We start from the raw sequence: 19,496 nt of genomic DNA, 5'->3' as shown, positions 1-19,496 counted from the left end.
CTTTTGTTGCATCCACGCAGGCGCGCATGAAACATCACGACCCTCGACATTGGCTCTGCCCTCGTCGTTGGCGCTATTCCCGGCTGGGGAGGTGCCGGAGTGGGGGCGGGCGCTTTCAGCTTCCTTGCCAAACCTTGAAGGGAGCTTCGCCGCGAAAGCAAAAGTCAGTCGCGAAACCCTCGCTTGGACCGCGGAACTTTACGACGTTCCATTGATTCCGATGTCCCGTGCCATATTTTATCGAATACTCAGCAACAGGAGAGGGATAGCTGTGGAGTGACAGTGATGTACAATCTAGCTTTGCTCGCCAGCGCCGCGATTGTTTTCGCGGGCCTTACAGCCGCACCTGCAAATGCGCAGGGAGTTCCTCAGTCGGTGGAGATCGAAAAGGTTGATGTGTCCACGGTAGCGGCCGGCTATCGCGCATCCAAGGTCATCGGCGAGAATGTGGTGAACGATGCAGGCGATACGATCGGTAAGATTGACGACCTGCTTGTGACACGTGACGGCAAGGAACCTTACGCCGTTCTTTCGGTCGGTGGGTTCCTGGGCATGGGTACCCATTTGGTGGTCGTACGCTACGACAGCCTCAAGTTCGCCGACAACAACAAGATTGTTTTGCCCGGCGGGACAAAGGACGGCCTTAGCAAGCTGCCGACGTTCCAATACGCGAACAAGTAATTGGCATGATAAAATATGTTAATAACACGCGGATGGAAAAATAATCTGTGAAGATTGGCCAAGGCCAAGCGCCTGTCAGGTCGGGGAAGCGGTGGCGCGGGGGAGACCGCACTGCCACCGAGTGCAAGCTCACTCGCAGAAATGGACGCTGGCTCGCTGAGAGATGACGGGCTCGATAGCATCAGATTGTCCGTGGTCGGAATTGCGGCTCCGGCACGATTGGGCGATCTCTTCAGGCATCCTGCCTGAGCGCTCGGCTCAAACGGCCCTCCCAGATGTATCCGCTGTTGAAAAGCTCGATCGCTTTCAGGGCAAGACGTTTCGCCTCGGCGCTTTGCGGCAAGAGTTTTCGTTGCCGTCTGACACGCTCGGAGGCGCGCTGCACAATGGCCAAATGTTCGGGGGTGAAAACTCTATTTTGGCTAGCCATGACGCATTGCCCGAGTGAACGGGAGACGGGTAAACGGGGCACTCCAGCCAAGGTTCCATACGGTACGAAAGGCCGCTGTAGTGAGCAGCGCTGATCGGCAGGGTGCCGGTTATGGGGTAAGGAAATCCCCGCATAGACATGAAGTGCTTATGAGCGCATGGTAACGGCCCATGGGGAGTGCGCGTCCCCATGTCGGGGGATTTGAGCTTTGTACCCCAACAAAGGAGGGCAGCATGTCTTCCAACAATTACCAGAAGTACCTTGGACCTGATGACCTGGCGATGATCGAACGGGTCCTCGTCAAGGCAGGAATTCGAAAGTCGGCTGTCTGCTCAACGACGGGCAGTGATGCCGCAAGCTTTCTCGTTGGTGAATTTCAGGACGGCGTGACCCAGCAGCTGGACCTGGCCTTATCTCTCGATCAATACCTGAGGAGGCATGACGCCTGAAGGCTCCGCCCTCAAGACCGCCATGCAGAGAGCACTGCGTCAGCGATCACGGCTTTCGGTATCGTCGTGCAACAGACTCTCAAGCCTCGCGATCGTCTTGCAGATAACGTCATGTGCCAAGCTTGCCTCGCCCTGGTGCAGGGCGGCCTCGCAAGCGCGCAGATCGACCAACGCTGTCTGGATTTCGCGCTTCAACTTATCCGCAGTTGTTCGCGTCTTCATCGGAGGAGAATAGCCCCCACCCGGACCGACCGTCAAATGTCCCCATTTGAGGCCTGGCTGGACGAACGGATAATGCCGACGCGAGATACGACGTGCAGGAACCATGAGCGGCGAAGTGCCGGATATGGAGTGAGGATAGAATATTCATCGACTCTGTGCGCCATGGGGCGCATGATGAGAAGTCGGCACTTTCTGGAAAGGGCGGTGTCGATAAGGGCCAACATACCCTCGCCCCGACCCAAAGGAGGACATCATGTCTTCCTCCTACCTAACCCCCGCCGACTTGAGCAAGATCAGCCGCCTGGCCGCTGAAGTGCGCGAATCGCAAACATTCCGTAACATTCCCAGGGAAACTACTGCTGCACGGTTTCTCACTCAGGACGTCGAGAAATATCACACAGCCGAAGCGGAACTTCGCAAGAAGCTGGCCGCACATCTTGTTGAGTGGGAAACCACTGGCGCCGCCATCGGGCGATGGGACGATGAAGGCTTTGCAAGCGGCAGGTTGCCCCGCACGGAAGCTCAGCGCCGCATCGACAATGATACCGATGGCGCGCGCAGGCGCGCGACAGAAACCAAGGACCGCAATCGACTGGTTTAAGCCTCCAGCCACAATTATGCGCACCACCAGAACAACCGTCCGGTTTTCCTCCCCTTTCCTGCTGTATGGGTTTGACGCTCCACAGCCGGCCGGTGAGTACATTGTCGATCAGGACGACGAACTGATCGAAGGGATTTCCTGGGTGGCCTACCGGCGCGTTGCGACCTTCATCCATCTGCCTGCGATACGCGCTGGCACTATGACGCGGCAGATCATCCAGATAGACCCCGCCGATCTGGAAGCAGCGCTGGAGAAAGATCGCGAAGTGTCGACGGATGCCACGCCTACAGAACCGCAAAGGCCGACGCCATGACAAACCGCACCGAGGCATTTCGGCCATGAGCGATCAACTTCCAGATCAGGTGCGGGCGGCAATCGCGACGTTCTTGAATGCATGCCAAAAGGAGGCGCGGCCGTTTGCGATTTCGGAAGCCCTTGGCGCGGTGCGGAGCGTTTTCCACGACTTAGAGATTTCGGACCAGGATTTGGTGGATGCCATCACCAGCGAGGCCTCTGTGGCGGGCTTCGACGTCAATTATGATCTCCCTCAGCCGTCGAAAGCATCGGACAAAAGCGACAACGTGGAAGAGCCACGGGACCGTGACGAGCCGGGCTACCGCGCCGACATCAACCCGAAGAACTACGACTGACAGGTATCGGCGCAAGAGCCTGGAGGCGGAAGGCATTGCGCCGCCGAAGGGCAAGAAGCCCAAGGCTAAAACGACGCCCTGAATTGCAAAAAAGACGCCCGCCGCCTCATGTGAGACGACGGGCTGTGTTAATGTACCATCTACCCCTAGTTGGTGCGTTCATAACGTGTAACCAATCGATTGGTTCCATCCTCCTCGCAGAAAAGAAAAAGCCCGCCCCGGCGAACCGGAGCGGGCGGACCTTGACGACGATGATTAGGCTATCTCAGAAAGCCATCTTAGTTCAATTTCGTTTCACGTCGGGGAAAACGGCAGGCGATAGGTGCCGAGTTCGAGCGGCTGCGTTGCTGTTGACCTAAGGCATGTCCCTGCTTGATAAAGTCAGCGATGGCCATGGTGGCCTGCCCCTATTAGGTGGTCCGGTTTCAGTCTTAATGCATGATCGGTTTTCCCGCCATCGTCTGGGCAGATGGTGGTGCCGATCCACGTTGTGGCGCAGGCCAGACAATGGCCTCCGGCGCTGGTGGTTTGTATCCGAGCGATGAGTGTGGCCGCTCGGTATTGTAGTAGCGCCGCCAGGCCTCGATGATGACCTTTGCCTCGGCGAGGCTGTAGAAGATCTCACCGTTGAGCAGTTCGTCGCGCAGCTTCGAGTTGAAGCTCTCGCAGTAGCCATTCTCCCAGGGACTTCCCGGCTCGATGAACGCGGTCTGTGCGCCGACGGCTACGATCCACTCTCGCACCGCCTTGGCGATGAACTCCGGGCCGTTGTCCGATCGAACATGGCCGGGCACACCGCGTAGGATGAACAGGTCCGACAGGGTGTCGACAACATCGGTGGAGTTGAGCTTTCGATCGATGCGGATCGCCAGGCACTCCCGGGTGAACTCGTCGATGATGTTGAGCATGCGGAACTTCCTGCCATTGTGCGTCCGGCCCTCGACGAAGTCATAGGACCAGACATGGTTGGGGTGCTCGGGTCGAAGCCGGACGCACGATCCGTCATTCAACCAGAGGCGGCCTCTCTTCGGTTGCTTTTGCGGAACCTTCAGCCCCTCCCGCCGCCAGATGCGCTCGACGCGTTTGGCATTCACCGTCCAGCCCTCCGATCGCAGCATTGCTGTGATCCTGCGATAGCCATAGCGGCCATACCGCGAAGCGAGTCGGATGATGTCGGCGGTCAACGCCTCTCCATCTGCTCTGCCTTGCGGCTTCTTGCGCTGGGTCGAACGATGCTGGCCGAGAACCTTGCAGGCGAAGCGTTCCGAGACGGAGAACTTCACCATCACAAGGTCGACGCAGCGACGGCGGCGGGCGGGGCTCAGTAGTTTCCCGAGGCAGCCTCTTTGAGGATCAGCTTCTCGAGCGTCAGATCCGACACCGCCTTGCGCAGCCGGTCATTCTCTTTCTCAAGCTCCTTGAGACGCTTCACCTGGTCGCCCTTCAGGCCACCGAACTCCTTGCGCCACCGGTAATAGGTAAACTGCGTCACGCCGATCGTGCGAACCGCTTCGCCAACCGATCGACCCTGCGACAACAGAATATCAACCTGGCGCAGCTTCGCGACAATCTCTTCGGGCTTATGCTTCTTCTGGGGCATTCCAACGTCCTCTCTACGGCTCAATAGCCTACTTCAGGGAGGACCACTTTTCAGGGGGCAGACCAGCTTGGTCGTAGAAGGCGAATGGAGGCCAGGCAGCAGGTGATCGAGGGGTCGCCCGACCGAGCCTCCATCTGTCATGGCGGACAGGGCGCGAAGTGTGTCAGGTAGACGCGGTAAAGCACAAGTCAGGCAAAGCCCGCCGCCTGGGAAAAGACGACGGGCCCCTTCTCTTGTCGCCAATGCCAGGCCGTCGACGGTCAAGCTGGCGAGCAGTGTGGCGAGCTGTGGCTCGTCGATCAGGGTTGCAGCATCCCGTGGCGTCAGCCAAGCCCGCTGGCGCTTTTGGGCCTCTTTCCAGTCACCCTGAACCTTCTCGACCGCAAGCAGGTAGTCGGTGACCATGACCAGGCTGAAACCGCTATCAAACGCTTCCAATATCGATAGCTGCCCAAGGCTCGCTTAAGAATTCGCCCGCTGACCCCGGCTTCTTCTGTGGCTTCGATTGCAGCTGTTCTTCGGCCACTCTTGTGTTTCATCGGCCACCCCTTGGGCACGATGAATCTCTTGGTTGCCCGAGAGGTGATTAGCATCACCTACAACTCGCCACTTTCTGTCAATCTGAAGGGAACAGCGGCCACCTGGCGGGTGGGCTTGCCCTTCACAGCCCGGCGAACCGATTCAAGCGGCCGACCTTACCCGGTGCAATCAATATCCCGGATAGTAGCAGCCGGCGTAGTAGCCGTTGGCATAGTAGGGGTGCAGGAAGGATACAGCCCCGCAACGATGCTGAAGCTCTGCCTCTATGGCTACCTCATCAACCATGTCCGGCCCGTTCGCTTTCAATCTGCAGCGTGGGAAAGGTGCCTTTTGATCACCGCTGAGGATCATTGGCCGAATAGCCCCCCAAAGTTTGGGACCAACCGAACGAATGGCGGCTTTTGGGATGCCTGCGGCTGATCCCGAACGTCCTAGATGGGCGCGTTGCGGACTGGCAGTTTAGGGGCCGATTGCGGTCCGTCCGGTTTCGGTACGATTTGAGCAATAAGCTGCCGTTCCGATAGCGACCCCAACGCTGCCGGGAATTGATTTCCGCTTCCGGCCTGCGATTACCGAATCGGGAATGACACCAACGGAGTGGCTTTCGGACGGTCCGCTTTTAGATCAGAAAGCGAAAAAGCGGTCATCTGTCTGATTGCCCATTGGGGCCGTTAACGGCTGGTCCGCTTTTGAGTGACAAGGCTTACAAGCAGACGTTCGGATCATAAGGCGTCATGGCGGAGGCTGCCACTGATAGGCGAAAAGAACCCGCCGTCGCTGAGACGACGGGCCCTCATGATGTGCCATTTACCCAAAATTGGCGCGCTCACAACGGAGAGCCACGCGTTGGATCACCCGGCCAGTTAGCGCTTCCAGCGACCTTCATACTTGAATTCCGGCGCTGACTTGAGGTCTTCCTTGGTGGCATCCATCGTCGCCGTCCATTTTTTGTCGTTTTCCAAGTAGGAAATTTTCAAGGCACTGGGGCTGACGACAACATAGTGCTCACCCATGCCAAGAAATCCGCCGACCGACACAATATAGCCGGCAAGCGTATCCTTGGAGAGAACCAAGTCCTTGATTTCACCAATGTCTTTGTTTTCACCGTTGGTGATCTTCACCCCAATGAGATTGTAGCTGAGTACGTCCGTTGGCTGAGCTGTGACGAACACGTGGGAACCAGTCCCCACAGCGGTTTGCGCGTGTGCTGCGCCCAGAGCGGCAGCGGCGGCGGCGATCGCGATGAGTGTCCTACGCATGAGCTTTGTCCTCGTTGACCAAGTTCATTGACGGTATTCAGGCACTCACAACTCAGGCATTGCCATTATGTTCCGACAGCCGAGCCGCAAATCCGAGTGAAGCCCACAAGCAGTCTAGCAAGTAGCACACGGCTCAAGCCCGCTCCGGTTCGCCAGGGCGGGCTTCTTTTCACTAGGGCTGATGTTCCCTTCGTATCGGTACGGGGCCAGTCCGCGTCGGCTGCTATTTCTGGCGGTCCCCGAGGTGATGATCCAGTGCTCTCGTCAATTCCGCTTCGCCGGTCAATCCGGTTTGAAACTGGCGCATCACGTAGCGAGCAGCCTCGCGGTCGATGCCAGGCGCGGTCTTTGACGAGCCGAAGCCAGCTTTAGCAAGCACGCGCTGGATCACCGCGAGATCGTGCGAAGTAAGGTATTGATGACTGGTGGGCATGGGCTCCTCCGTCGGGTCACACCTACCCCCCCGAGTTCGGTATTGCCGTCAGTTGCCGACAAAGCCAGAATGCACCTGGAGACGAGCGGGGTCCAGAGCCTGCGTCGGCCTGCCGCCCGTGCTGGGCTTTCATGCCGAATGGAACCTTGGCTGAAGCGCCCCGTTTTCTCGCCTCATGTTCACTAGGACAATGCGTCTTGGCCAGCCAAAATAGAGTTTTCACCCCCGAACATTTGGCCATAGTTCGGCGCGCTTGCGAGCGCGTCAGATGTCAACGAAAGTTCCCTCCGCATGGGGCTGAGGCGAAACGTCTTGCCCTGAAGGCGCTCGACCTTTTCAGCAGCGGTTACATTTGGGAGGCCCGCCTGTGTCGAGCCCTCAGGCAGGACGCCTGACGACATCAATGCCCGAACCTATATCGTCCAGCGGCGGGAATCACCGCAACGCCCCTTCCGATCCACAAAGGCCCGGCGTCTCAGCCGAGGCGGCGGACTTTCTTCTGCAGGCCATGGCATCGCACGGTCGTTTCGCAAGGCACCCTTTTGTTAGCGGCTGACAACGAGAAGCGCCTCTTTCTCGTCGCGCTCGCGCCCGCCAATCACCGCAGCCACCGCGGCGATGAAAGCACCGATGAACAGCGACAGCGCCCCGATCAACGCCGTTGTCAGCCCGGCCTTGCGGGCGGTGTCAGCAGCTTCCTTGGCTTTGGCCTTTGCATCGTCGATCCGCTGCAGTACCGCGTTCACTCGCGCCTCGGCATCGGCCTGCGACAGGCTGGCGCGGGCGCTGACAAGCTGAGCGAGATAGGTGCGATCGTCCGCGGACACGCCGCCAGACGCGGCGCTCGACAGAAGTATGCGCGTCGCCTCGCCTGTGGCGACTGCCGCTCCTTCCGGCCCCTGCGCGCTTGCGGCTGCGGGGTTCGCAGGCCGGAACAGCGCGTCGACGAAATAGCCGGTGACCTCATTGCCTTGGCTGCCGGCCTGGCCTTGGCCGCCGCCGCTGGCAACACCCCCCATCGCAGCACCTGAGGCGACGGTAGAGGCTGCCTTGACGCTGCCGCTCACGGTCGACGACACTACCGAACCGAGAAGGGCCACCAGCAACAGCGTGGCGAGCGCCCAGGCGAGGAAACCGTGCGCGGTGTCCCGGAAATAGACCTCGTCGTCGTGGACATTGACCCATTTGGTACGCAGCCGGCCGGTCAGGTAACCACCGAGAGCGGCCGACAGCCATTGTACGACGATCAGCCAAACCGCTGCCGATACGGCGAAAGTGGTGGCCGACACGCCTTGCGACGACCATGGCGACACGACGCTGAGCCCCAGTCCCGATCCAAGCAACATCAGGATCAGCGTGGTAGCGCCGGCTGTGAGTGCGCCCGCAATGATCGGACCCCATGCGACAGCCGACGCCGAGGATTCGCTTGCGCCCGAGACCGGCGCGATGACCTCACCGGAGGAAATACTGGGCGACATCCCCGCCTCCTATCGTACGAACAACAGGATGAGGATGATGATCGGAATCGGAATGCCGAGAAGCCAAAGAAGAATGCCGCGACCCATGATGAACTCCTCCATATGACGAGAACCAAGCGGCCCGGCAGAGATAACTTCAAAAAGCGTCAAACGTTCCTGCGAATGGCGTTCCGTCGTTAGATCTGCGAGCCTAAGACGGCTCTGCCGAAACAAAATATGGCTCGGTGAAGGTCGCTGCCGTGCCGCCTGCAAATATCCCCTGCGCAGGAACCACGGTCGGATCGCGACGTTGTCCGTCTCCAGCCAAAGCTGCAGGAGAAGTGAAATGGCACACGAGAAACTCGACGATCTGTTCCTTGAAACGCTGAAGGACATCTATTTCGCCGAGCGCAAGATTCTCAGGGCGCTTCCGAAGATGGCAAAAGGTGCGCAGTCACCCGATCTCAAGGCTGCATTCGAAAAGCACCGTGATGAGACTGAAGGCCATGTTGAGCGCCTTCAGCAGGTCTTCGAGATCATCGGCAAGCGCCCCCAGGGCAAGACCTGTGAGGCGATCGAAGGAATTATTGCCGAAGGCGAGGAAATACTCGAGGAGTTCAAAGGCACCCCGGCCCTGGATGCTGGCCTTGTTTCCGCTGCCCAGGCTGTGGAGCATTACGAGATTGCTCGCTACGGCACGTTAAAGCAGTGGGCCAAGGATCTCGGGCTAAAGGACGCAGCCAATCTCTTGGACCAAACATTGACGGAAGAGGCCAAGACCGATGAAGCACTGACGCGTCTGGCCGAGGGCGGCCTCAACCAAAGGGCCAAAGCGGCCTGACGCATGTCGAAGCGGCTTTGCTGACTCCGATGTAGCCCGATGCCCTGGTCGGCGTCCTATTGCGAACTGAATCCCGCTCTCCGCGTCTCTTAAGCGTGATGTCGCAAGAGGCGTACGAGCGTATGGTCCCCCCAAGGCCCGTCGTCTTTCCGAGGCGGCGGGCTTTCCCTGACTTGAGGTGCGCCATGCCGACCTGTCACACTCCGCGCCCTGTCCGCCTGGACAGATGAAGGCCCGGGCTGCCCTCTGTCAGATGCCGCCGAGCCTCCCTTCGGCTCCACGTCCAAGCCACGCCCGCCCGAGCGGTTGCCTGGCCCGGATTGTCAGATCAGAAAGGAACTTGTGATGGCAACGCATCCTTCATCCGAGCACCATCTGAATGCCGCCAAGCATCATGCAGCGGCAGCTCATCATCATCACGAAGCAGCGCACGAGCACAATCGGGGCCGTCATGAGGAAGCACGAGAGCACTCGACGGCCGCGCACGAGCACAGCGAACAGGCTCACCGCCACACGACGGAGGCCCACACACAATCCAGCAAGTAGCGGTTTCCAGAAAAAGCCGCTCCGGTTCGCCGGGGCGGTTCTTTCATGAGGACCGGTGCGCGCTTCGTAGCGGCACGGGGCCGTTCCGCGTCGACTGCCATTTTTGGCGTTCCGCAAGGTGATGATCCAGTGCTCTCGTCAATTCGGCCTCGTCGGTCAGTCCGTCTTGAAACTGGCGCATGAGGTAGCGAGCGGCTTCACGGTCGATTCCAGGCGCGGTCTTTGACGTGCAAAAGCCAGCCTTAGCCAGAACGCGCTGGATCATCGCGAGATCGTCCGAAGTAAGGTATTGATGACCGGTAGGCATGGGCTCCTCCGTCGGGTCACACCTGATCCCCCGAGGTCGGCATTGCCATCACATCTGCCGACAAAGCCAGCATGCACCCGGAGACGGGCGGGGTCCAGAGCATCACTCCATATACGGCACGGTGCCAGCTTGCCGCCCCTAGTGGGCTTTTCGACATCGGACGCGCTCACAAGCGCGCCGGATGATGGCCCGATGTTCGGGGACGAAAACTCTGTTTTGGCTGGCCATGACGCATTGCCCCAGTGAACGAGAGGCGAAAGAACGGGGCACTCCAGCCAGGGTTCCGTACGGCACCACCTATCACCGGTTATCAGCCCGGCGTCTCACCCGAGGCGGCGGGCTCTTTTTGCGGTAAGGCCGAATTCGCTTGCTTTATGGTCCCCGCACCTCCATATCAGGCCCATCGGCTGCTGATCGGCCGGGAACGCTCTTCGAGATGCGAGGTTGGGTTCCCCCATATGCAGCTGTATTTGCCCTGATTGATGGTGTGCCGACCACGAATGTACCGGCGGCGCACATGTCTCAGGATTGAAGGGAAGCGGGCATCACGGCCCGCTTTTTTCATTTCCGGCCTCACGCCATATCTAACACTTCGCCGCTCATGGTTCCTGCACGTCGAATCCTGCGTCAGCATTTTTCGTTCGTCTAGCCAGGCCCCATGGGGAGATGACAGTCGACCCGAGTGGAGACTATTCTCCTTCGATGAAGACGCGAACAACTGTTGGTCACGCGCGCCAATCCAAATAGCCCGGTCCGACCATACGCTCACGCAAGGATCAGTACGATCTCCAGCGTCCCGGGGTCGACGATCGCGATCCGCCCATCCACTAGCTCGAAATACATATAGCCCTCATAGGATGGGACGATCTCTACGATCCGCGGGGGAAGGCGATAGAGGTGGACTTCTCGCGGCACGCGAGCGCCGATATCAACTGAAAAATTGAGGCCGTGGGCAGGTTCGACATGGTGTTCACGGAACGCACGCTTGAGTTCGGAGCGTTGCTCCTCGCTCACATGCCCTCTCTCGGCATGACGTTCGCTGGTTCCACCCCCGTGCTCTTCGCCCTTGCTTTCGCTTGGCTGCTTGTTCTCTCCGCCCGTGCCTGGCTGTTTCTGCTCGCCGCCCTGTTCGTTCCTGTTCTCCTCGGATTGCGGATTTGGCCGCCCTTGCTGGCCTTCGTGCTCCACGGGCTGCCTCGCCCCGCCGTTTTCTTCCATGGGTCGGCCGCCTTCGTAACCTTGACCCTTTTCGTTTCCATTCTGCCCGCCACGCTGTCCCTGGGACTGCTCAGTGGGCTTCTTCTTGAGGATTTCACCTTGCGCAAAGCCAAGGCTTGGAGCGGTACCCAGCGTTACCGCAAGGATACCTTTGATGAGGATCTGTCTCATGGTCAGTCTCCCTAGCTGATCGGGGGGCAACGCCGGGTAGGTGTCAGTGTTCCATCACAGAGTGGCGCATTGCGTGCAGCATTGGGCAAAGAGAGCGGTTTGGCTCCTACGACCGCTCCTGGGATGCACGCCCGTCACGATACGCCTTTGGACCTGACGTCCGCAAACTTCATGGGCGCGCCTGACGTTCCCGTTGGAACGCGGAACGTTTAGCCTTCAGCATCGTTTTGACGGATATGTACGAAGGACAAGGCGATGGCTAACGCTCCCAAGTCAGTGGGGTTGAATATCGACAGCGTCCAAAAGGCGTTCGAGAAGCAGATTGCAGAGCTGCGCGGCGAGATAGGCAAGATCAACAATTCCATTGAGGAAAGGGGGGCTAGGCTGGCCCGCGAAGCGATCGAAACTGCATCAGCTCGAGCTTCGCGTGCCGCAAAGCGGCTTGGCACGCAGACTCAATCCGTGTCTGAAATCGCGCGCGAGAGTCCAGGCGCGGTTACCTTAGTGTTTGGAACGGCGGCATTGCTCGGTTTCGCGATCGGTGTCGCCATAGGCATGACTGCCAATAGTCCGGGCCGCGGCACCTATTGGGGCTGAGCACGCTGCCCTGAGGTCGTGCTCGAGGGACGACCATGCCTTCTATTTTTCAAGGAGAGTCGCCGTGGCCTCATCAGCGATCATTGGAATACTGATCACTTTTCTTGTCGTGGTTCTCGTGCTGTACCTTGTTCAGCGTCTGCCGATCGATGCCGGGCTGCGACAGATTATTCAAATCATCGTCATCATCATCGGTATCGTGGCACTGCTCAAATACCTGGCGGTTTTTTGAACAATTCGGTGAGGAAGCGTTCGCGCGAAGGGTAGCCGGCGGCCCTCACACTCGACCCGCCGGACGCAACGAGCGACGAAGCTGGGCCGCTGCATCTCGACTAGGACTACCTGATCCTTTCGACCATCCACTCCGCCAAGGGGCAGGAATGGACCAAAGTTTTCGTGCTCAACGGCGTCGACGGCTGCATTCCGAGCGATCTTGCCGTTGGCGAGCGCGACGACCTGGAGGAAGAACGACGGCTGCTTTACGCCGCGATGACGCGTGCGAAGGACAGCCTGCACCTGATCACGCCGCAGCGCTTCTTCGTCCACGGCCAGGCGTCACGCGGCGACAGGCATGTCTACGCCTCGCGTACGCGCTTCATCCCTGACGGTATCCTCGACCGTTTCACCCGAACGTCGTGGCCGCCACCTTCCAAGGCCAGAAGCGGTCACGCGCCGCAGCCCAACATTCGGGTCGATCTCAAGGCCAAGGTGCGCGGCATGTGGCGTTAAGGACGGTGGGCGAGCGCTATCGTATGTCTGCGCCAGGCGCGTTCACCCGGACTTGACCGATTTCATGCCGTACCCAAGCCCTCCATCCTGCACGACGTTGGTCAGACGGTCTGCAGCGGAGATGCGGGGACAGAAGACGTTGCCGACGCGTCGTAAGCACTAAGGAAACCCCTTACCTTCCAGGCTCTGTCCGCTTCGGAGACGGTCCAATTCTGCCAACTGCGTGCACCATTCTGGAGGCGGTGGGGCAGTGGCGGAAGAGAGTGGGAGTCGAACCCACCAAGGACCGTCTGACAGCCTCTCCCGGATTCGGGAGGCTTCTCCTGTCGCACGCAAAGGATTGACCTGCGGAACGGCGGTGAATGGGTATTCGACATGATCGCGCCTGATGGCACGGTCTTCCCCAGCCACCTCTCTAATGTCAATGTCCGATCCGAGGAGAAGCTCGGCCATACGCTGTTGTGGGGCGAGAACGGGCCGAAACATGCCGACGCCTGGACCTCGTTCGAGGAGCAGTACGGAGCAACGAAGGTGACGCTGAGCATGGTGTTATGCACGGCTGCCGAGTTCCTGGTGGCGAAGGGCTTCGGTGCCGTGGAACTGGGACTGCAAACTCTGGGCAAACTGGAACGCTTCGTCACATCCCGTTGAAATGCTGCGACTTCCCTTCGGCTCGAATTAGGCTCGTCGAAATGGGAGGGCCTGGGGAGGCGACGCGCTCCGGAGGATCGGAGGCCAAGAGGCGTAGCTGCTATCACCTTAATCTGTTAATGACCGCTTATGGGTTGGCGCGGCCAGCTCGGAATAGCTGAATTGAGGGCGGTTACGGAACGACAGCTATTTAACGCTTTTCGCTGGAACCGGACCGACCGCTTTCGGCCCCCAACCTGCCAGTCAGCTTCGCGCCCCATTCTGGTCGTTCATTGCGTGATGCCGGAATCTCGGAAGCCACCGTTAGCCAGGTTGCAACCGCTTTCGGGTGCCAAGCTAACGAAAGCTGAACGTGCAACTTAGCTACAGCAAATTCTACTGGCGGGGGAGGCGCTAAGCTTTCCCCGTTGGGCATGCCCCGAGTGCTTCGCGGCCTCGCGCTCAAAGCGACGGGCATGAGCGGCGCTGAAGTAGAGTTCTTGGTTCGAGAGGTGCGCCAGAAGGCACGGCGTGAAGGGCGCAGCATTACCTATGCCGACATCGAGGGTGCCCTGGCAGACCGCGGGCCTGCCAGGTCGACTGAGTTGCAGGTTCGTCTGGCAACTCACGAGGCAGGGCATGCGATCGTCCAGATATACCTTGGACTGGGTTCAATCTCGCAGATCATCATCAATGGTGTTGAGGGATCTGCCCATGTCGCTGGGTTCATCGATAGCTCTGAAGTCATCTCGGAAGAGAATCTGACAGATTTGCTCATTGTCACTCTCGTAGGCCGCGCGGCCGAACAAGAGTTCTGCGGTAGTGCGTCAGGGGGGTCGGGAGGGAGCGAACGTAGCGATCTTGCGACCGCCACCAGGTTGGCTTTCAACATGGAGATGACACTCGGCTTTGGCAGCGATCAGCCACTTTTATTTCGAAACGTCGACGATCCGTTCTCACTGATCGCGCTGAATCCGAAAGTCGCAGATAGGGTCCACGGGCGTCTTGAGACCGCGTATGGGAGCGCACGCAAGATCGTTTTACACAATCAAAATGCCATCAAATATCTGGCTGCCTGCCTGTTGGTGGAGGAGACCTTGGAAGGGCCCTCATTGCAATCGGTTGTCGATAAGGTGAGGCAATGCATGTCTAGCGGCAGTTAAGTCGCATCTCAACAACAGAGCTGTCGAAACTGCCGGTGCATGTAATCGTCGTCTCGCTGCGCCTTGTAAAAAAATGACCTTCAAAATAGCTTGACAATTTTAGGTGCTTCATCAACTCTTTTAGAGGTGTTACTTTCATAAAAAATATATTGTAAGGATTAACGTTGTGAATAAATTTTATAAGAAGGCAAATAAATTGCAGGAAATTCGCCTTCAGATCTTGGATCTTATTTATGAGGCACAGGATGCCATAGATGGAACAGAGATTGAGGAGCTGGCGGCGCGCACTTGGCTTGAGCAAATAAGGGCCGCGCTTTATAGCGATCCTGCCTTTGCAACAAGGTTGATCCACACGATGGAGGACAGCGAGGCTGCTCTATTCGAGGAGGCGGACTGCAATCGACGGGCTGAATATTACGATCGTGCTATATAGCCAGCCTCCAGCTGAGACCGTTGTCGATGGGGCCCCTGGCCAAGCGAACTCGCATTGCTCTTTAGCTCCCTATCGCCTATCAAATAGCCAAGGATGCCAGATTGACTGAAAGGCTCCTTCCGCTGTGAAAACAGTCCAACCGGGATGGTGGATAAGGCGTAGCCGAAGAGAGTGTCGAGGTTGCCAAGGGACCGCTCGAGAGAGCTGGTCCCTTTGGTTTAATGGCTATAGAAGGCGCGCGATGGTTGGCCAATCGGATGGAGAGCGCGAGCCACCCCTGCGCTGATGAGCGCGGAAAGGTATGAGGGGGGCTTTTGGCTGTCGGCGTCCTTGCGGGCCTGACCCCAAATCGGAAGCTATCATCAACCCTCGTCGATCTCCGCGGCTGCGACCTGTGCGATCCACATGCTTATCCTCCCCGTCCTCGAAGTAACGGAAAGCCCTCCCCAAGCAGGCGGCCTACCACGCGGTGCTGGGGACCGGGGCCTGAGCGGACATCGACATTGCCGGTGACGACGGCTCGGGCCGCCTCGGCGGGCAGCTCTGGCACGACTATCGTTGCTGCTGCAAGAACAGACAGGATTGCCATTTGCTTCGCATTCATGGCTTGCCTCTTCTGGGTGACGGGGCCTCAATTCCACAGAAACGCCCACGGACACGTACCTGTTGCCTCGGAAAAATAGGTTCGGGAGGATTGAAAGCCAGCCGCGGCCGGTGGTTTGACTGGACGTCGTCGTGAGGCCGCCCTCCATGGGATTGGCTGCTTCGGCTTCTGGGCAGGAATATTTCCTTGCTTCAGCTCTGATTCTCCCGACGTGACCACCGATTCTGCCAGGGTTAAACTGGTCCTGTGAGTGAGTTTTCTTCATGTCGGTGAAGGCCTGCCCCAGACAGTGGGGCGGGCCTTTTTTCTCACTGGTGCACTCGGCTCGCGCTTTTCCTAATTTACCGCCCTTCGCCGTCTCCGGCGCCTACGCTGTTCAAATGGCGCTTGGCTAAGTCGAATGTGCGCCGTCAGGCTTCTCCCTTGAACTGCCCTCCTCAAATCGGGCTTCACCCGAGAGAAGCATGGTGGAACTCCTGAATTGATCTGCGCAGTTCAATAATGAACTCTTGCATGCCGCGAGAGTAATTCTCGTTTCTGGGGGGGGAGTCAAAATTTTAGGTCTATTCACCAAAGAAAGGGAACAGTCATGAAAAATCTCCTCCTCACCTCGATTGCTGTTCTTGCCATGGCCGCTTGGGGCGTCGAAGGCGCATATGCCGGTAAACATGATGGCGGTGGCCAGAGTGCCGGATCGAACAACGGCAACGGAAACGGAAACGGCAACGCTGGAAACAACAACGGCAATAACAACGGAAACAACAATACCGGCTCTGGAAACGGCAACAACAACGGAAACAACAATACCGGATCAAATAACGGAAACGGCAACGGAAACAACAACAGCGGCAACAACAATGGGGACAATAACGGAAACAATAATTCCGGATCTGGTAACGGAAACAACAACGGAACCCATAATTCGGGCTCAAATAACGGAAACGGGAATGGGAATTTCAATAGCGGCAATAACAACGGGGTAGGTAACGGAAACAACAACTCCGGCTCCGGCAACGGGAACAACAACGGCAACCACAACTCCGGCTCGAACAATGGCAACAACAATGGCAACGGGAATAAGATCCCGGTGACTGGCGGCGGCCATCATCACCACAAATCCCACAAATCAACTTGGTAAGGCATGATCCGCGATAATGCCTAAGCCATCGCACTCAGGAACGAGTCGGCCCGTCGCTCATTGAAGCGACGGGTTGTACTCTACCCGCTTTTCGGAAAGGGATGCGCCATGCCACATCATCCTTCGTCAGAGCACCATCACAATGCTGCGGCACATCACGCGGCAGCGGCTCATCATCATCACAGCGCCGCGCATGAACACGAACAGGGCCGACACGAGGAAGCGCGCCAACACTCCCAGGCAGCACACGAGCATAGCGAGCAGGCTCACCGCCATACGAATGAAGCCCACAAACAGTCTAGCAAATAGCAGACAGGCCGCCTCGGTTCTCCGGGGCGGACATTTTTCGTTCCTAGTCTGGTGGTTTGGTGACGAGCCCACGTTTGCGGTAAGGCCAGGACACCATGCAGGAAAAGGAACTGAAGCTCGAAGTGTCACGAGCGGGTGCGGCGTCGCTCCTGGAGAAAATTCCGTTCGGTTCCTCGCCGACGATCCTTCAGCAGAAGTCGATCTATTTTGACACCCCCGCATGGGACCTCTTCAAGCGCGGCGTATCCTTTCGCATCCGGCAGTCGGGAAACGAGAGGATACAATCCGTCAAAGCCGGCAATGGCAGTGCAGCGGGTTTGTTTGCGCGCGGGGAATGGGAGCAATCGGTCGCTGGCGATGCGCCGGTTCTTGACAATCCGCAAGTCCGTAGCCTGTTGGCGAGCTACGGCCAGGACCTAGATCTACTGTTCGAGGTTCATATCAAGCGACATCGTTGGAATGTGACGGAAGGCGATGCCATAGTCGAGGTCGCCCTGGATCTTGGGAGAGTGGTCGCAGCCGACCGTGACGCGCCATTGTGTGAGATTGAGTTCGAAAGCAAGGCGGGCCCGTCAGGCGCGCTGTTCGAGCTCGCCCGCAGAGTCGACCGGATCACGCCTGCCCGTCTCGGAGTGCTGAGCAAGGCGGAGCGGGGCTATCGCCTGCTGGGAGCCGCGCCCGGCGCTATCAAGGCAAGCACCATCCCGCTTGTGCTCGACCTGAATGCGGCAATGGCTTTTGCGCTTGCTCACTCCATGTCCGGTATTTGTGCCGGCTGGTCAGGCCCGGCGATGTCAGGCAGCGAAACCTCCGGCTTTGTCTGACGCTTCTCGATCTCGTAGGTTAGCCACCGGCAGAACATGCCGATGATGGAGGCGACAGTTCCTCCAACCAGGCATGCCGTAAGAGCGATGCTTTCCTTAGCGTGCTGCCAACTCACGACCGCAAGCAGAAGCACGCTCACTGTCGAAATAAAGTATCCGGTGCCCTTCAATCGGTGCAGCGCTGAGCTTGTCATCGAGCGTCCTCCCGCGGTCGCTAGTTAGCGATTGTGGCCTGCCCCCATTCCATATCAGGCGCGAGGCCGCCAGGAACAGCGTCCGTCTCCTCCAGCGCGGCGGCACTTTGCGTTTCAGGCTCGGGTTCTCGCGCAACTATCTTGCGTTCTGCTGAAACCGGCCGAGATGGCATTGCCAGCGGGCAGGATGGGCGTAGGGTCGCGGGGTCGCCGGCCATCTATAAGGGCGCCGGCGGTTGGAAGTCGATGAAGGCATTCACGACGGCGACCTGATCGCAGTCGATCGTGCAGGCAAGAAACATGTCGGCCGCATTGTCCTGGCTGTTGTCGACGGCGCAGTGACGGTCAAGAAGCTGGCAAAACGAGAAGGCCGCTATTGGCTGGATCCAAAATCACGGGGGAGGGAATTCACGCCAATCCTGGTAACGGAGAACACTGAAATTTGGGGCGTCGTTGCTGGTGTCGTTCGCCGATACCCTGTCGATTGACGCAAAGGCGAAATATCGATGCCCGATCCGATCGCTCTCATCGACTGCAACAACTTCTACGTCAGCTGCGAACGGGTGTTCGATCAAAAGCTCGTCGGCATACCCGTCGTCGTGCTGTCCAACAATGACGGCTGCGCGGTCGCTCGCTCTGAAGAAGCCAAAGTCCTTGGCATCAAGATGGCTCAGCCATTGTTCCAATTCCGCGACAAAGCACGAGACCACGGGATTCGACTGCTGTCGTCGAACTACACGCTGTACGGCGATATGAGTCGTAGGGTCGTCGACGCGATTGGACAGTTTTCGCCAGTATATGAGGTCTATTCGATCGATGAGACGTTCGTGGACCTCGGTGGATTTGGAGATCGCTATCTAAAGCAGGCTTCAGAGATGCGGTCTACCGTCCGTGAGCTGACAGGCATCCCAACCTGCGTTGGCATTCCGAGCAAGACACGCATCGGTAATGGTCTCTGTTGAGAACTTGTTGGCGGGTGGATTGCCAAAGGGCAAACAAGGTCGGTCGATCCGCTCGAGTTGATGCCGAAAGATCAGCTGTCCAGAGTTAAAAATTTGCTGACAGATAGCTCGCGGTCCCGTCTTACCATCGCAAGTTACGTCAGGACGCATGCGGGAAGGCCCCAAAAAGTGGCCTTTCTATCTACCGGGAGCGGAAATTATGTGCGGAAGTTTCCCGCAGTCAAACTGTCGGCATCGAGTTAACTCACTTGGACTTGATTAGCCTACTTCAGGGAGGACCACTTTTCAGGGGGCAGACCAGATGCACAAACCTTATTCGCCTTCATTTCAGCGATCTCGTGGAGGATGTCTGCGAAGTAGAAGGTAGAGTGGGTTTGGGGCTATGACTGTTGATTTCCGCCAGGAACTGACCCGGGATTAGCGAATATTTCCATCGAGAAGTGACCCATGTTTGAACCTTGCCCCGCGTGTTTTCAGCGGGGGCTATGGAGTGATCGACATGGCGTTA

The 19,496-nt window shown here is 58.2% G+C and carries 22 protein-coding genes and 2 pseudogenes; 16 read left to right on the top strand and 8 right to left on the bottom strand.

The window, feature by feature from the left end; translation table 11 throughout:
* Positions 1-285 precede the first annotated feature (285 nt).
* The 5 genes from ABLE85_RS23305 to ABLE85_RS23285 all read left to right on the top strand — a co-directional run bounded on the left by ABLE85_RS23305 (position 286) and on the right by ABLE85_RS23285 (position 3,033).
* Positions 286-681 carry a PRC-barrel domain-containing protein gene (locus ABLE85_RS23305; protein ID WP_348795090.1) on the top strand — a complete coding sequence of 132 codons (396 nt, stop codon included), beginning with the start codon at positions 286-288 and terminating at the stop codon, positions 679-681.
* 663 nt (positions 682-1,344) lie between these two features.
* Positions 1,345-1,560 carry a hypothetical protein gene (locus tag ABLE85_RS23300; protein WP_348795089.1) on the top strand — a complete coding sequence of 72 codons (216 nt, stop codon included), beginning with the start codon at positions 1,345-1,347 and terminating at the stop codon, positions 1,558-1,560.
* Positions 1,561-2,035: 475 nt separating this feature from the next.
* Complete coding sequence (locus ABLE85_RS23295; RefSeq protein WP_348795088.1) at positions 2,036-2,383, top strand: hypothetical protein; 348 nt, start codon at positions 2,036-2,038, stop codon at positions 2,381-2,383.
* A gap of 16 nt (positions 2,384-2,399) precedes the next feature.
* Positions 2,400-2,696 (top strand): hypothetical protein, encoded by a 297-nt coding sequence (locus ABLE85_RS23290; protein ID WP_348795087.1) that lies wholly within the window; start codon positions 2,400-2,402, stop codon positions 2,694-2,696.
* A gap of 25 nt (positions 2,697-2,721) precedes the next feature.
* On the top strand, positions 2,722-3,033 hold the full coding sequence (locus ABLE85_RS23285; RefSeq protein WP_348795086.1) for a hypothetical protein: 312 nt from the start codon (positions 2,722-2,724) through the stop codon (positions 3,031-3,033).
* A gap of 431 nt (positions 3,034-3,464) precedes the next feature.
* On the opposite strand, the gene ABLE85_RS23280 is transcribed toward ABLE85_RS23285, so the two are convergent.
* The 5 genes from ABLE85_RS23280 to ABLE85_RS23260 form a co-directional block, all read right to left on the bottom strand.
* Positions 3,465-4,633 (bottom strand): IS3 family transposase gene (locus ABLE85_RS23280; protein ID WP_348795085.1). Its coding sequence is split into 2 segments (ribosomal slippage): positions 3,465-4,369 and positions 4,369-4,633, totalling 1,170 coding nucleotides; the frame shifts between segments, so codons are not numbered across the junction.
* A 33-nt stretch (positions 4,634-4,666) separates the two neighbouring features.
* Positions 4,667-5,071, bottom strand: coding sequence for a hypothetical protein (locus ABLE85_RS23275; RefSeq protein WP_348795084.1), 405 nt, complete (start codon positions 5,069-5,071; stop codon positions 4,667-4,669).
* Positions 5,072-6,036: 965 nt separating this feature from the next.
* The gene (locus tag ABLE85_RS23270; protein ID WP_348795083.1) at positions 6,037-6,432 is read right to left on the bottom strand and encodes a PRC-barrel domain-containing protein; all 396 of its coding nucleotides are present in this window, start codon (positions 6,430-6,432) and stop codon (positions 6,037-6,039) included.
* 223 nt (positions 6,433-6,655) lie between these two features.
* Positions 6,656-6,865, bottom strand: a complete 210-nt coding sequence (locus ABLE85_RS23265) for a hypothetical protein (protein WP_348795082.1) — start codon at positions 6,863-6,865, stop codon at positions 6,656-6,658.
* Between the two features lie 545 nt (positions 6,866-7,410).
* Positions 7,411-8,343, bottom strand: a complete 933-nt coding sequence (locus ABLE85_RS23260; RefSeq protein ID WP_348795081.1) for a hypothetical protein — start codon at positions 8,341-8,343, stop codon at positions 7,411-7,413.
* A gap of 325 nt (positions 8,344-8,668) precedes the next feature.
* Here ABLE85_RS23260 and ABLE85_RS23255 point away from each other — a divergent pair, with 325 nt between their 5' ends.
* A complete protein-coding gene (locus ABLE85_RS23255) occupies positions 8,669-9,163 on the top strand; it encodes a ferritin-like domain-containing protein (RefSeq protein WP_348795080.1) in 495 nt (164 codons plus the stop codon).
* Positions 9,164-9,752: 589 nt separating this feature from the next.
* Here ABLE85_RS23255 and ABLE85_RS23250 read toward each other — a convergent pair.
* Together ABLE85_RS23250 and ABLE85_RS23245 are read right to left on the bottom strand one after the other, a co-directional pair.
* On the bottom strand, positions 9,753-10,016 hold the full coding sequence (locus ABLE85_RS23250; RefSeq protein ID WP_348795079.1) for a hypothetical protein: 264 nt from the start codon (positions 10,014-10,016) through the stop codon (positions 9,753-9,755).
* Positions 10,017-10,781: 765 nt separating this feature from the next.
* A complete protein-coding gene (locus tag ABLE85_RS23245) occupies positions 10,782-11,405 on the bottom strand; it encodes a DUF1236 domain-containing protein (RefSeq protein WP_348795078.1) in 624 nt (207 codons plus the stop codon).
* A 255-nt stretch (positions 11,406-11,660) separates the two neighbouring features.
* Here ABLE85_RS23245 and ABLE85_RS23240 point away from each other — a divergent pair, with 255 nt between their 5' ends.
* From ABLE85_RS23240 to ABLE85_RS23210, 7 genes and pseudogenes are all read left to right on the top strand, one after another.
* A complete protein-coding gene (locus ABLE85_RS23240) occupies positions 11,661-12,002 on the top strand; it encodes a hypothetical protein (protein WP_348795077.1) in 342 nt (113 codons plus the stop codon).
* 64 nt (positions 12,003-12,066) lie between these two features.
* Entirely contained in the window at positions 12,067-12,234 is a 168-nt protein-coding gene (locus ABLE85_RS23235) for a Thivi_2564 family membrane protein (protein WP_348795076.1), read from the top strand.
* Positions 12,235-12,278: 44 nt separating this feature from the next.
* Positions 12,279-12,731 (top strand): annotated as a pseudogene (locus tag ABLE85_RS23230) (3'-5' exonuclease); the annotation flags it as partial.
* Positions 12,732-13,046: 315 nt separating this feature from the next.
* Positions 13,047-13,382, top strand: a pseudogene (locus ABLE85_RS23225) (SRPBCC domain-containing protein); the annotation flags it as partial.
* Between the two features lie 455 nt (positions 13,383-13,837).
* A complete protein-coding gene (locus ABLE85_RS23220) occupies positions 13,838-14,524 on the top strand; it encodes an ATP-dependent Zn protease (RefSeq protein WP_348795075.1) in 687 nt (228 codons plus the stop codon).
* 166 nt (positions 14,525-14,690) lie between these two features.
* Positions 14,691-14,957 (top strand): hypothetical protein, encoded by a 267-nt coding sequence (locus tag ABLE85_RS23215; RefSeq protein WP_348795074.1) that lies wholly within the window; start codon positions 14,691-14,693, stop codon positions 14,955-14,957.
* A gap of 1,193 nt (positions 14,958-16,150) precedes the next feature.
* Positions 16,151-16,699: a hypothetical protein gene (locus ABLE85_RS23210; RefSeq protein WP_348795073.1), complete on the top strand. Its 549-nt coding sequence runs from the start codon at positions 16,151-16,153 to the stop codon at positions 16,697-16,699.
* A gap of 126 nt (positions 16,700-16,825) precedes the next feature.
* Here ABLE85_RS23210 and ABLE85_RS23205 read toward each other — a convergent pair whose 3' ends face one another.
* On the bottom strand, positions 16,826-16,975 hold the full coding sequence (locus ABLE85_RS23205) for a hypothetical protein (RefSeq protein WP_348795072.1): 150 nt from the start codon (positions 16,973-16,975) through the stop codon (positions 16,826-16,828).
* A 128-nt stretch (positions 16,976-17,103) separates the two neighbouring features.
* Between ABLE85_RS23205 and ABLE85_RS23200 the strand changes: the two genes are divergently transcribed.
* The 3 genes from ABLE85_RS23200 (at position 17,104) to ABLE85_RS23190 (ending at position 18,988) form a co-directional block, all read left to right on the top strand.
* A complete protein-coding gene (locus ABLE85_RS23200; RefSeq protein WP_348795071.1) occupies positions 17,104-17,832 on the top strand; it encodes a CYTH domain-containing protein in 729 nt (242 codons plus the stop codon).
* A 430-nt stretch (positions 17,833-18,262) separates the two neighbouring features.
* Positions 18,263-18,514 (top strand): S24 family peptidase, encoded by a 252-nt coding sequence (locus tag ABLE85_RS23195; protein ID WP_348795070.1) that lies wholly within the window; start codon positions 18,263-18,265, stop codon positions 18,512-18,514.
* An 18-nt stretch (positions 18,515-18,532) separates the two neighbouring features.
* Positions 18,533-18,988: a hypothetical protein gene (locus ABLE85_RS23190; protein WP_348795069.1), complete on the top strand. Its 456-nt coding sequence runs from the start codon at positions 18,533-18,535 to the stop codon at positions 18,986-18,988.
* Positions 18,989-19,496 lie beyond the last annotated feature (508 nt).

Origin of the sequence: Mesorhizobium sp. KR1-2 (assembly GCF_040045035.1) — a bacterium.
Lineage (GTDB): Bacteria > Pseudomonadota > Alphaproteobacteria > Rhizobiales > Rhizobiaceae > Pseudaminobacter.
The sequence above is the reverse complement of the archived record's forward strand: the minus strand, read 5'-3'. Positions and strand labels throughout refer to the sequence as shown.